Genomic DNA, 12896 nt, shown 5'->3' with positions numbered 1-12896 from the left:
ATCCAGCGACGCCGCAAAGCGGCTCGCCGGACGGCGGGCGAACTGGTTAATAGATGTCCGCTTTCTTATGGAATCCGTCGGCGACGACGGTGCTGTCGATATTCGTCTTGTCGACCGGGATCGGCGTCAGCAGGAAGGCAGGCACATCCTTCTTGCCGTTATTGAGCGTGGCGTTGGACTCCGGCTTTTTCCCCTGCCCCAGCGACACCGCGATATTGGCCGCATCCTGCGCCAGTTTGCTGATGGGTTTGTACACGGTCATGGTCTGGGTGCCAGCCACGATCCGCTTGATGGCCGCCAGATCGGCGTCCTGACCGGAGATCGCCACCTTGCCGGCCAGCCCCTGGGCGGAGAGCGCCTGAATCGCGCCGCCCGCGGTCGCGTCGTTCGAGGCCACCACCGCATCAATCTTGTTGTTGTTGGCGGTCAGCGCGTTTTCCATGATTTTCAGCGCATTTTCCGGCAGCCAGGCATCCACCCACTGGTCGCCCGCCACCTTGATCTTGCCGCTATCAATTAACGGTTTTAATACTTTCATCTGGCCCTGACGGAACAGCTTGGCGTTATTATCAACCGGCGATCCGCCCATCAGAAAATAACTGCCCTGCGGCACCTTATTGATCAAATATTGTGCCTGAAGTTCTCCGACTTTTTCATTATCAAACGAAATGTAAAAATCGATATCCGCGTTATTAATCATACGGTCATAAGCCAGTACTTTTATTCCCTCGCGTTTGGCTTCGGCAATCACGTTACTTAAAACCTGACCGTTATAAGGGATAATCACCAGCACATCGACGCCGCGGTTAATCATATTTTCTATCTGGGATATCTGGGTTTCTTCATTGCCGTTGGCGGACTGCACAAACACTTTCGCCCCTTTTTCTTCGGCGTTCTTCACAAAAATATCCCGATCCTTCTGCCAGCGCTCGAGACGCAGGTCGTCGATAGCCATGCCGATTTTAACCTCTTTGGCAAACCCCGGCTGACTCAGCATGGCAAGTGCGGCACAGGCTGACAGTAATACGTGTTTCATTTTCATCGTAGAGTACCTTTGTTATAGGAAGGCAGGATAAAAACGTCACTTCACTTACGGCTACGTTGCATGAAATTGTTGACAAGAAAAGTCAGGGTCAGCAATTGCTGATTTTTATCTCCGAATTACGTTTTTTGGTTTAATTGTTATTTTTTGATAGCGGTCATATTTTCATCTTGTTAATCCATTTCATAACACCAACGAGTGCGAGCGGTTTTGCAGATTATTCCGGTTATTTTTTGCGATCGAGCGCACATTTAATAATTATCTGAATTTCACTGTGAAATAACGTAATTGAGGAAACCGGCAGGCAAACGGAATATTGAGAAAAGGCTGAAAACAGCCATTCCGGTGGTTTGCAAGGAGATAACAATGCACGCTTATTTTGATCAGATAGAAAAAGTCCGCTTTGAAGGTCAGGGCAGCCGCAATCCGTTTGCCTTCCGCCATTACAATCCTGACGAGGTCATCCTCGGCAAGCGCATGGCCGACCATTTGCGTTTCGCGGTCTGTTACTGGCACACCTTCTGCTGGAACGGTTCCGACATGTTCGGCGCCGGCGCCTTCGCCCGGCCCTGGCAGCAGTCCGGCGACGCGCTGGCGCTGGCGAAACGCAAAGCCGATATCGCTTTTGAGTTCCTGCACAAACTGGGCGCGCCCTATTACTGTTTCCACGATGTCGACGTCGCGCCGGAAGGCGGTTCGTTACAGGAATACCAGAACAACTTCGCCGCCATGACCGAGATTCTGGCGGCCAAACAGCAGGAAACCGGCGTGAAGCTGCTGTGGGGCACCGCCAACTGTTTCACGAATCCGCGTTACGCCGCCGGCGCCGCCACCAACCCCGACCCGGAAGTGTTCGCTTGGGCCGCCACGCAGGTGTTCAGCGCCATGAACGCCACCAAAACGCTGGGCGGCGAGAACTATGTCCTGTGGGGCGGCCGCGAAGGCTACGAGACCCTGCTCAATACCGACCTGCGTCAGGAGCGCGAACAGATTGGGCGCTTTATGCAGATGGTGGTGGAGCACAAGCACAAGATCGGTTTCAACGGCACGCTGCTGATCGAACCCAAACCGCAGGAGCCGACCAAACACCAGTACGACTACGATGTCGCCACCGTCTACGGCTTCCTCAAACAGTTCGGGCTGGAGAAAGAAATCAAGGTCAATATCGAGGCCAACCACGCCACGCTGGCGGGGCATACCTTCCATCACGAGATCGCTACAGCGATTGCGCTCGGCATCTTCGGTTCGGTGGACACCAATCGCGGCGACCCGCAGCTCGGCTGGGACACCGACCAGTTCCCCAACAGCGTGGAGGAAAACGCGCTGGTACTCTATGAAATCCTGAAAGCAGGCGGATTCACCACCGGCGGCCTCAATTTCGACGCCAAGGTCCGCCGCCAGAGCACCGATCGCTACGATCTGTTCCACGCCCATATCGGCGCGATGGACACGATGGCGCTGTCGCTCAAGGTGGCCGTCCGCATGCTGGAAGACGGCGAGCTGAACCAGCACGTCGCCAACCGCTACGCCGGCTGGAACGGCGAACTGGGGCAGCAGATCCTGCAGGGCAACGCGTCGCTGGAGATGCTGGCGGGTTATGCCGCCCGCAATCAGCTTGACCCGCAACACCACAGCGGGCAGCAGGAACGACTGGAAAATCTGGTTAATCGCTACCTGTTCGGTTGAATAGGTGTAGGCTGGCGCAACCCCAACAACGCGGAAAACGGGTTTTTGGCGTCTGCGCCAGCAGTACAAATATTAAGGGTACAGCCTGATAACGGCACACGAAGTCACAGCGAGGCGTTATGTACATCGGCATCGATCTTGGCACATCGGGCGTGAAAGCCATCTTATTACGGGAAAACGGCGACGTGGCGGCCAGCCACAGTGTGCCGCTGAATGTCTCACGCCCACATCCGCTGTGGTCGGAACAGGATCCGCAAGCGTGGTGGCAGGCGACCGACGCCGCCCTGACCGGGTTGGCCGAGCAACAGGCGTTGCAGGGTGTGCGGGCCATCGGGCTGACCGGCCAGATGCACGGCGCGACGCTGCTGGATGCGAAGCAGCGGGTGTTGCGCCCGGCTATCCTGTGGAACGACGGACGCAGCGCCGCACAATGCCTGCAACTGGAGCAACAGGTGCCGGACGCCCGCCGCATCACTGGCAACCTGATGATGCCCGGCTTTACCGCGCCGAAACTGAAGTGGGTACAGCAGCACGAGCCGGATATTTTTCGGCAAATCGACAAGGTGCTGTTGCCAAAAGATTACCTGCGCTGGCGCCTGACCGGGGATTTCGCCAGCGACATGTCCGATGCGGCGGGCACGTTGTGGATGGATGTCGCCCGACGGGACTGGAATGACGCCCTGCTCACCGCCTGCGGACTACACCGCGATCAGATGCCTGCATTGTTCGAAGGCAACCAGATTACCGGACAGCTGCGCGCCGACATCGCCGCCCGCTGGGGCATACCGCCGGTGCCGGTGGTCGCAGGCGGCGGCGACAATGCCGCCGGCGCCATCGGCGTCGGGCTGTATCAGGCCGGCCAGGCCATGCTGTCGCTCGGCACGTCCGGGGTTTACTTCGCGGTCAGCAACGGCTTTCTCAGCAATCCCCAACGTGCCGTTCACAGCTTTTGCCATGCGTTGCCCAACAGCTGGCATCTGATGTCCGTCATGCTGAGCGCCGCGTCCTGTCTCGATTGGGCCGCACGGCTCACGCACGCCGACAGCGTGGCGGCGCTGCTCGCCGAAGCCGAACAGGCAAGCGAGGATGAAACCGCCACGCCGGTGTGGTTCCTGCCCTACCTGTCCGGCGAACGCACGCCGCACAACAACCCGCAAGCTAAGGGCGCCTTCTGGGGGCTGACCCACTCGCACGGCCGTGCGGCGCTGGCGCGCGCGGTGTTGGAAGGCGTGGGATTTGCGCTGGCGGACGGCATGGACGCGCTGCATGCAACCGGGCTGGAACCCCGGCAGGTAACGCTGATCGGCGGCGGCGCCCGCAGCGCTTACTGGCGACAGATGCTGGCGGATATCAGCGGCAAGACGCTGGAGTACCGCACCGGCGGCGATGTCGGCCCGGCGCTGGGCGCAGCGCGGCTGGCGCAAATTGCGCTGAATCCGACGACGCCGCTGGCGCAGTTGCTGCCCGCTTTGCCGCTGGAACAAACGCACCAGCCGGACCCGACGCGCCACGCGCAGTACGCGCAACAGCGCACGGTATTCCGCCAGCTCTACCAGCAACTCAGCCCGCTGATGATCTGATGCAAGCCGCCCAGCCGATGGCAAAACTCACCGTATTAATAAACTTACCGTATTAGCAAAAAGGAAAGGGCCGCAAAAGCGGCCCTCTTCTGACTAGCGGCTGGCTTAGAACAAACCGAGTGGTTTCTCGGAGTAACTGACCAGCAGACATTTGGTCTGCTGATAGTGCTCCAGCATCATCTTGTGGGTTTCGCGCCCAATACCGGACTGTTTATAACCGCCGAACGCCGCATGCGCCGGGTAGGCATGGTAACAGTTGGTCCAGACGCGGCCGGCCTGGATGCCGCGGCCCATGCGGTAGGCGATGTTGGCGTTGCGGCTCCATACCCCGGCGCCCAGACCGTAAGGGGTGTCGTTGGCGATCGCTAGCGCTTCCTCCGGCGTTTTGAAGGTAGTCACCGCCAGCACCGGCCCGAATATCTCCTCCTGGAACACCCGCATGCTGTTCTGGCCGAACAGAATGGTCGGCTCCAGATAGTAACCTTGCGCCAGTTCCCCCGGCAGCACTTTGCGGTGCCCGCCGGTCAGCACCTGCGCCCCTTCTTTCTTGCCGATATCGATGTAATTGAGGATGGTATCCAGTTGCCCCGCCGACACCTGCGCGCCCATCATGGTTTGACTGTCGAGCGGATTGCCGACCCGGATGGATTCCACCCGTTTGATGGCGCGCTCCATGAACCGTTCGTAAATCGATTCCTGAATCAACGCCCGGCTCGGGCAGGTACACACCTCGCCCTGATTGAACGCAAACAGCGCAAACCCTTCCAGCACCTTGTCAAAGAAGCTGTCTTCCTGATCCATCACATCGGCAAAGAAGATATTCGGCGATTTACCGCCCAGTTCCAGCGTTACCGGGATGACGTTCTGCGCCGCATAACCCATGATCTGCTGGCCGACTTCGGTCGAGCCGGTAAAGGCCACCTTGGCGATGCGCGGCGACGTCGCCAGGTACTCGCCGATCTGCCCGCCGGCGCCGTTAACCACGTTCAGCACGCCCGGCGGCAGCACATCCTGAATCAGCTCCATCAGCAACAGCACCGACAGCGGCGTCAGCTTGGCGGGTTTCAGTACGATGCAGTTACCGGCCGCCAGCGCCGGCGCCAGTTTCCAGCACGCCATCAGCAGCGGGAAGTTCCACGGAATAATCTGCCCGACTACGCCCAACGGTTCGTGGAAATGGTAGGCGACGGTATCGTGGTCGATCTCGCTGATCGACCCTTCCTGCGCGCGAATACAGGCGGCAAAGTAACGGAAGTGATCGATACCCAGCGGCACATCGGCATTGCGCGTTTCCCGGATCGGTTTCCCGTTGTCCCAGGTTTCCGCGCTGGCCAGCAGATCCAGATTGGCCTCCATGCGATCGGCGATGCGATTAAGGATCTGCGCCCGTTCGCGGGTGGATAACGCCCCCCATTCGGCGCTGGCCTTGTGAGCCGCGTCCAGCGCATGTTCGACGTCGCGGTTGTTTGAACTGGCGACTTCACACAGCGGCTGGCCGGTCACCGGCGTCAGGTTGACGTAGTATTCATTGCTGGATGGCGGCACCCACGCGCCGCCGATAAAGTTGTCGTAGCGCTTTTTCAGCGTGAGGGCGGGTCCGTATTCACCGGGCAACACCCGGTTTCCTGCGGTATCGATGGCCATGTCTGTCTCCTTTGGTGATACAGGGTGTCATCGCAGGCGGATACCCGGCGTCATGCCGGCCCCCCCCTGCGCCGCGGCAGCCAGAGCCTGCCAGAGCGAAACCGGCAGGCATGAAAAGCTCCGTCTGGCTGATAAGTCCTCACAGAAAGTAATGATTAAATCGTATACAGTGTTACCAGATTGTAAAAGGTCTACCGCAGGGAAAAACGCCACTCTTCGACGCAGCGCACAGTTTGTTATTCCCACATTCAGGCCATACTTTTTTATCCGTAGGGTGTGGATGGAAACTGACGGGATAAAAATTCGCATCCCTGCCACGGCGGTGAAATAATGTCAAAATAGACACACGTAACAGCGGGCACAACACCGTGAACAATGATGATTCTCAGGGCGTCGCAGAGAGATTGATAGCTGGCGCCTGCCAGCGCACCGTCTGGCATCAGGGTGAACTGGATTCGCCGCGGCAGGACTGGTTGGCGGAAGAAGTGCCGGTGGCGCTGGTCTATAACGGTATTTCGCACGTCGTGATGATGGCGTCGCCAAAAGATCTGGAGCCGTTTGCGCTCGGCTTTTCCCTGTCGGAAGGCATCATCCAGTCGCCACAGGACATCTACGGCATGGATGTCGTGCCGGTGTGCAACGGCATTGAAGTACAGATCGAGCTGTCCAGCCGCCGTTTCGCCGGGTTGAAAGCGCGCCGGCGGGCGATGGATGGGCGAACCGGCTGCGGGGTCTGCGGGGTGGAGCAGTTGGAAGAAATCGGCAAACCGGTGTCGCCGCTGCCGTTCACCCAGCACTTCTCGCTGTCCCGTCTGGAGCAGGCGTTGCAGGCGCTGAAAAGCGTGCAACAGGCGGGCGCGCTGACCGGTTCGACGCACGCCGCGGCCTGGTTGTCGCCGGAAGGGGAACTGTTGGGCGGCTGTGAGGACGTCGGCCGCCATGTAGCGCTGGACAAACTGCTGGGAACGCGCGCGCGCCGGCCCTGGCAACAGGGAGCGGCGCTGGTATCCAGCCGCGCCAGCTATGAAATGGTGCAAAAATCCGCCATGTGCGGGGTGGAAATTCTGTTTGCGGTTTCAGCCGCTACGTCGCTGGCGGTAGAGGTGGCCGAGCGGTGCAATCTGACGCTGGTCGGCTTCTGTCGCCCCGGACGCGCCACCATCTATACCCATCCGCAGCGCTTGCAGGCCTGATGGTCAGACCGGGCAGAGCTTAGATCGATTTGTTGTTAGTCGGAGCGATTACGGCATAAACGCTTGTAATCGCGGAATAAAGCGCGCAGATAAACCGGCCGGTGCCACGAATAGTCGTTTTCAAGATCATTTAATTAACTATAATGAACCTAATGCTTACGCGGTGCTAACAAGCAATAGCGCCGCCCAATAACTAAATTGCGCACGACAACAATGGAGATGCTAAACATGAGTTATTCACTGCCATCCCTGCCTTATGCTTATGACGCACTGGAGCCGCACTTCGACAAGCAGACGATGGAAATCCATCACTCCAAACACCATCAGGCTTACGTCAATAACGCTAACGCAGCGCTGGAATCCCTGCCAGAGTTCGCCAGCCTGTCCGCCGAAGAGCTGATCACCAAACTGGATCAACTGCCGGCCGACAAAAAAGGCCCTCTGCGTAACAACGCCGGCGGTCACGCCAACCACAGCCTGTTCTGGAAAGGCCTGAAACTGGGCACCACGCTGACAGGCGAACTGAAAGCCGCCATTGAGCGCGATTTCGGCAGCGTTGACGCGTTCAAAGAAAAATTCGAGCAGGCGGCAGCAACCCGTTTCGGTTCCGGCTGGGCGTGGCTGGTGCTGAAAGATGACGGCAAACTGGCTGTCGTTTCCACCGCCAACCAGGACAGCCCGCTGATGGGCGAAGCGATTTCCGGCGCATCCGGCTATCCGCTCATCGCACTGGACGTGTGGGAGCACGCTTATTACCTGAAATACCAGAACCGCCGTCCGGACTACATTAAAGCGTTCTGGAGCGTCGTAAACTGGGACGAAGCGGCTAAACGTCTCGCTGAAGCCAAAAAATAAGTAAAAGGTAAAAATTAATTTCTAAATCAGAAATTAACGCGACCAAACCCGGAATAACATTTGTTATGCCGGGTTTTTTTTATTTTATTTTCAGGATTATCGCCGCGAAAAGCAGTATAAAGTTTCACTATGGCGCGCCGATAGATTCTGCAGTTTTTGTTATAGACTACACACAGCCGCCAACATGGCAATCTCACATTCACGAATAAATCGGTTATTCACCACATTACTTCATCACTCAGCCTATTAATGATGGAAGAAAAAAAATGGCTATAAAATTCGAAAATATCAAAGTCGGCAGGAAGTTAGGATTAGGGTTTTCCTTAATTCTGTTGCTGACCGTCATTATTGCTGCAGTAAGCGTACACTACATCGAAATACTGAAAGGGCGTTTTGAAAAAGTTATCTTTAGCAATCAAATCAGCGATGAGGTTAATGAAGCCCGTTATTATCGTGTTTTGTATAGCACAAGTTATAACCCGGATAGCATCCAGCAAAACACCAAACATATTGATAACATTGTTAATTTAATCTCTTCAATCCAGGATAAATCCTGGCGCGGCGATTACGACGACAAACTGAGCAATATCGCCAGGCTCATCAGCCAATATAAAGAAAGACAAAAAAACTATACCGACGCCATCGCCAAAAAAGATGACGTCAGAAAAAGCTGGAACCTGTCCGATTCGGAAAAACCGCTCAAGCAGATCGAGCAACAGGTTGCCGGCAATCTGCCGCTTCAGTTGCAGTTAAGCACGCTGCACCAGAAGCTGGTGACGGTCCGCTATCTGGTGCGCGGCCTGTTGCTATCGCTGAACAGTGATGCTGAAAAACCGCTGGTTACCTCGCTGGATGACGCGCAGGCGGCGCTTAATCAGTTTATTCAAGCGCTGACGCCGGAACAGCAAGCCATCATGGCGCCGGTGGTTTCTACGCTTTCGACCTACAAAACGCAGGTACTGGCTTACCTTCCGGCTTATCAGACGGAGATGAATCAGGCCAAACAGCTGGGTGAAACCGCCAATCAACTGCTCGACAATGTCGACAAGATGGTCACCGAGGAAACCGCCGCCACCCAGAGCGATATCACCAGCGCCGAATGGCAGATTGCTATCACCGCGCTGATTACGCTGGTGCTGGGCGCGCTGATTGCCTGGTATATTTCCCGCCAGATTACCCAGCCGCTGAACAACACCGTAGCTATCGCCGAAAGCATCGCCATCGGCGATCTGACCATCGCCATTGAAACCACACGCCGTGACGAACTGGGCATGTTGTTTGGCGCTATGGCGAAAATGAAGGCCAATCTGCACAACATGATCGATGACATCCGTATGGGCGTCAGCCAGATCACCACCGCCGCCAGCGAAATCGTCACCGGTAACAATGACCTGGCCGCCCGTACCGAATCCCAGGCCGCGTCGGTGGAACAAACCGCCGCCAGCATGGAACAACTGACCTCCACCGTGAAACAGAACGCCGCTAACGCGCATCAGGCCAACAAGCTGGTGCTGGATGCGACGCACACGGCACAGGAAGGCGGCAAACTGGTGGAAGACGTGGTGCAAACCATGTCCGACATCGAGGGCAGTTCCAAACGGATTGCGGAAATCACCTCGGTGATCAACGGCATCGCCTTCCAGACCAATATTCTGGCGCTCAACGCCGCGGTGGAAGCCGCCCGCGCCGGTGAACAAGGCCGCGGTTTTGCCGTAGTGGCCAACGAAGTACGCAACCTGGCGCAACGCAGCTCGCAGGCGGCCAAAGAGATTGAAGGTTTGATCTCCACCTCGGTCGATCAGGTATCGAAAGGCGCCCATCTGGTGCACTCAGCCGGTAAAACCATGCAGGAAATTGTGACGGCGGTGACGCATGTGCACGACATCATGGGGGAAATTACGGTCGCGTCCGATGAACAAAGCCGCGGTATCGCCCAGGTGAATCAGGCGATCGTCGAGATGGACAGCACCACCCAGCAGAACGCCGCGCTGGTGCAGCAATCTTCCGCGGCTGCCAGCTCGCTGGAAGAACAGGCGGTCATGCTCTCCAACACCGTGTCGGCTTTCCGCCTCTCCTCCACGCAGGAACTGGCGCCCGCCAGCCACGGTTTGCCGTTTGCCGGTCATCAACAGCAGCTGTCTTATAAGCGGTAACGGCAGGCAGCAGCCGGACGGCGCATCGCATCCCCTTCGGCGAAGGGGATAAGCGAAAGCGAGAATGCAATAAATATCCTCCGGCATAGCCGGAGGTTTTTCAGATGCGCCTATAAGGCTCTGTTACCAGCCGCGCCCTAACAGGCGCATACGATCTGACATTTGCATCAAACTTCGTTACTTACGGCCCGTAAACGGGCTACCCGGATAAGGGATCGACAACTGCTCTCCCATTTTATCCTCTTCAAGCTGGTGCTTTATGTATTCCTGTATCTTCGCCGTGTTCTTCCCTACCGTATCTACGTAATATCCCCGGCACCAGAACTCCCTGTTCCTGTATTTGAATTTCAGATCTCCAAACTGCTCATAAAGCATCAGACTGCTTTTCCCTTTCAGATATCCCATAAAGCCGGATACGCTCATTTTGGGCGGGATTTCCACAAGCATATGGATATGATCTGCGCAGCATTCCGCTTCCAGAATACGTACGTTTTTCCACTCACACAGCTTTCTTAAAATGCTGCCTATCGCCAGGCGTTTCTCTCCGTAGAACGCCTGTCTTCGGTATTTTGGCGCAAAAACTATGTGATATTTACAGTTCCATCGGGTGTGCGCTAAGCTCTTTTCGTCCCCCATTGGGACCCCCTTTTGATTTCTTGTTGAACTTTTGCAGTTGCCAGACCGCAAGGTGTTTTAACAAATCAAAAGGGGTTTTGATAACTGGCTCAAAGCTGGAAGCTTTACGGAACCCCCAGCCTAGCTGGGGGTTTTCTATAGACAAAAAGGGCAACCCAAACGGGTTGCCCTTTGTTTCTGATTATCTGATATCCCTGACTCAGAACGCCTTTTTCAGGCTGATGCCGGCGATAAGTTCGGTCAGCGACAGCACCAGCGTGGAACGCACCATCTGCTGATAACGCTGCTGTTGCATGGCCGCCAGCAACGCGTCGTCGGGATCGACGCTCGGCGGCAGCATCGGCGACGGCGGCAGGCTGCTCACACAATGCAGCTCGCTGATCGGTCCGAGAATTTCATCATCGGTAAACCGGTATCCATGCTCATCGTGGGTCAGCTCCTCGCCCAGCGCCATCAGCAGCTCGGTATCTTCGTATTCTTTACGGCTGATCATCCCCAGACCGTAAATCAGCTTCAACCGCACTGACAGCTCGCCCAGCGGCCCGCTGCCGGATAACAGGGGTTCGACGGCGTACTTCACGGCATAATCGTCTTTGCGAAACGCCTGCAGCATCAGCAGGCTGACGGCTTCCGCCAATAATTCGACGGCCATCAGCATAAAGCTTCTGACCGTTTTCGATGCATTCAGGGATTCCAGTACCCGGTTTTCAAATGCCTGCGTATCGTCCATCGTCGCTTCTCGTACGTTAATTCCGCGCACAGTATTGCCCCTGCGCGTTGGAGCGGCTGACTCCACGGGGGCATGGCTTTTCATCTTCAACGCCCCCGTCCTATCCAACGCACTCGATTGAAAAGCAGGGACACAGCCTGATCTGTGCCGAGACGCGCCGATTACTGCATGGCGTTATACACACTCACCGCTTTTCCGACAACCTCGCTGTCAGCGTCCAGACCGGAAATCTGCGCCAGCGCAACCTTCGGCCCTTGCGAGGCGATCAATGCCGCCAGTTCCTGCGCCTGCGGGTCCTGCTCGCTGCGATAATGCATCGCGGCGGCAATACCCTGGATCAGGTTGTCATGCGGCAGGCTGTATTCCAGCGTGCCCAGCAACGGTTTGATCAGGCGATCGCCAGCGCTGAGTTTACGCAGCGGCTGACGGCCGACGCGCTCCACCTCATCGTGCAGCCACGGGTTTTCAAAACGGGTAAGAATTTTGCGGATGTAAGCCTGATGCTTGTCGGCATCAAAACCGTAGCGACGAATCAGCACCGCGCCGCTCTCTTCCATCGCCCCCTGCACCACGCGGCGGATCGCCGGGTCCAGAATGGCGTCGCGGATGGTGCTGTGCCCGGCGCGCTGGCCGAGGTAAGCGGTGATGGCATGACCGGTGTTCAGGGTGAACAGCTTGCGCTCAACGAACGCCATCAGATTATCGGTCAGTTCCATACCGGCGATCGCCGGCGGCTCGCCGTTGAACTGGGTTTTATCCACAATCCATTCGCTGAAGGTTTCCACCGTCACCGCCAGCGGATCGGACTCGCCGGCTTCAGCCGGCGGCACAATACGGTCCACCGCCGAGTCCACGAAACCGACATGCTGCGCGACCCACGCCTGCGTATTTTCCGGCAATTGCGCCAGCACATGCTGTTTGAGCTGGCTGGTGCCGCGCACCATGTTTTCGCAGGCGATAATATTCAGCGGCGAGGTGTTGCCGTTGGCATGGCGTTTCACCAGCCCCTGAGCAATAGCGCCGGCGATCTTCGCCAGAATCTGCGGCCCCACGGCCGTTGTCACCAGGTCCACCCCGGCAATCAGCTCAACCGCCTGCGGGCTGCCGCTGTGTACGGCGCTGACCTGACTGACCGTCTCTACCTGCTGTTGTTCGCCGACGATCCGAACCGGATAGCTACCGCGTTGATTGATGGCATCCAGCAACGGCTGGTTCACATCGGCAAACGTCAGGGAAATGCCCGCGTCCGCCAGCAGCTTGCCGATAAACCCACGGCCGATATTGCCGGCCCCAAAATGTAATGCTTTCATCATGCGTAACCTTACTACTGAGATTTAACAATCCGGGAAAGAAAGCGCCGCCCGAAGGCGGCACTTT

Annotated in this window: 10 protein-coding genes; 5 read left to right on the top strand and 5 right to left on the bottom strand. The window is 57.0% G+C overall.

Annotated features, from left to right (window positions below):
* Positions 1-46: 46 nt before the first annotated feature.
* Positions 47-1042 (bottom strand): D-xylose ABC transporter substrate-binding protein, encoded by a 996-nt coding sequence (gene xylF / locus CVE23_RS00405; RefSeq protein WP_038920629.1) that lies wholly within the window; start codon positions 1040-1042, stop codon positions 47-49.
* A gap of 366 nt (positions 1043-1408) precedes the next feature.
* On the opposite strand from xylF, the gene xylA reads away from it, so the two are divergent.
* A complete protein-coding gene (gene xylA, locus CVE23_RS00400) occupies positions 1409-2728 on the top strand; it encodes a xylose isomerase (protein ID WP_038920630.1) in 1320 nt (439 codons plus the stop codon).
* 119 nt (positions 2729-2847) lie between these two features.
* A complete protein-coding gene (gene xylB / locus CVE23_RS00395; protein WP_100848647.1) occupies positions 2848-4308 on the top strand; it encodes a xylulokinase in 1461 nt (486 codons plus the stop codon).
* 105 nt (positions 4309-4413) lie between these two features.
* Here the strand turns inward: xylB and exaC are convergent, their stop codons facing one another.
* Entirely contained in the window at positions 4414-5952 is a 1539-nt protein-coding gene (gene exaC, locus CVE23_RS00390) for an acetaldehyde dehydrogenase ExaC (protein WP_039691870.1), read from the bottom strand.
* 368 nt (positions 5953-6320) lie between these two features.
* Here exaC and fdhD point away from each other — a divergent pair, with 368 nt between their 5' ends.
* From fdhD to CVE23_RS00375, 3 genes are all read left to right on the top strand, one after another.
* The gene (gene fdhD / locus CVE23_RS00385) at positions 6321-7145 is read left to right on the top strand and encodes a formate dehydrogenase accessory sulfurtransferase FdhD (protein WP_100848646.1); all 825 of its coding nucleotides are present in this window, start codon (positions 6321-6323) and stop codon (positions 7143-7145) included.
* Positions 7146-7373: 228 nt separating this feature from the next.
* Positions 7374-8000: a superoxide dismutase [Mn] gene (sodA, locus tag CVE23_RS00380; protein ID WP_038920635.1), complete on the top strand. Its 627-nt coding sequence runs from the start codon at positions 7374-7376 to the stop codon at positions 7998-8000.
* Positions 8001-8266: 266 nt separating this feature from the next.
* A complete protein-coding gene (locus CVE23_RS00375; protein ID WP_100848645.1) occupies positions 8267-10153 on the top strand; it encodes a methyl-accepting chemotaxis protein in 1887 nt (628 codons plus the stop codon).
* Positions 10154-10330: 177 nt separating this feature from the next.
* On the opposite strand, the gene tnpA is transcribed toward CVE23_RS00375, so the two are convergent.
* The 3 genes from tnpA to CVE23_RS00350 all read right to left on the bottom strand — a co-directional run bounded on the left by tnpA (position 10331) and on the right by CVE23_RS00350 (position 12829).
* Complete coding sequence (gene tnpA / locus CVE23_RS00365; RefSeq protein ID WP_038918153.1) at positions 10331-10789, bottom strand: IS200/IS605 family transposase; 459 nt, start codon at positions 10787-10789, stop codon at positions 10331-10333.
* Positions 10790-10988: 199 nt separating this feature from the next.
* Complete coding sequence (locus CVE23_RS00355) at positions 10989-11603, bottom strand: MltR family transcriptional regulator (RefSeq protein ID WP_202438406.1); 615 nt, start codon at positions 11601-11603, stop codon at positions 10989-10991.
* 77 nt (positions 11604-11680) lie between these two features.
* On the bottom strand, positions 11681-12829 hold the full coding sequence (locus CVE23_RS00350; RefSeq protein WP_038921167.1) for a mannitol-1-phosphate 5-dehydrogenase: 1149 nt from the start codon (positions 12827-12829) through the stop codon (positions 11681-11683).
* Between the last annotated feature and the right edge of the window lie 67 nt (positions 12830-12896).

It is taken from the genome of Dickeya fangzhongdai, assembly GCF_002812485.1.
In the GTDB taxonomy this organism is placed as follows: Bacteria; Pseudomonadota; Gammaproteobacteria; order Enterobacterales; family Enterobacteriaceae; genus Dickeya; species Dickeya fangzhongdai.
Note: the sequence above shows the minus strand (reverse complement) of the source record. Positions and strands in the feature narration are given on the sequence as shown.

Bases quoted from the DNA above. Each gene is read 5' to 3' on its own strand.
- CVE23_RS00375 (WP_100848645.1), top strand. From the start codon at position 8,267: ATGGCTATAAAATTCGAAAATATCAAAGTCGGCAGGAAGTTAGGATTA.
- xylF (WP_038920629.1), bottom strand. From the start codon at position 1,042: ATGAAAATGAAACACGTATTACTGTCAGCCTGTGCCGCACTTGCCATG.
- sodA (WP_038920635.1), top strand. From the start codon at position 7,374: ATGAGTTATTCACTGCCATCCCTGCCTTATGCTTATGACGCACTGGAG.
- CVE23_RS00350 (WP_038921167.1), bottom strand. From the start codon at position 12,829: ATGAAAGCATTACATTTTGGGGCCGGCAATATCGGCCGTGGGTTTATC.
- exaC (WP_039691870.1), bottom strand. From the start codon at position 5,952: ATGGCCATCGATACCGCAGGAAACCGGGTGTTGCCCGGTGAATACGGA.
- xylA (WP_038920630.1), top strand. From the start codon at position 1,409: ATGCACGCTTATTTTGATCAGATAGAAAAAGTCCGCTTTGAAGGTCAG.
- tnpA (WP_038918153.1), bottom strand. From the start codon at position 10,789: ATGGGGGACGAAAAGAGCTTAGCGCACACCCGATGGAACTGTAAATAT.
- CVE23_RS00355 (WP_202438406.1), bottom strand. From the start codon at position 11,603: ATGAAAAGCCATGCCCCCGTGGAGTCAGCCGCTCCAACGCGCAGGGGC.
- xylB (WP_100848647.1), top strand. From the start codon at position 2,848: ATGTACATCGGCATCGATCTTGGCACATCGGGCGTGAAAGCCATCTTA.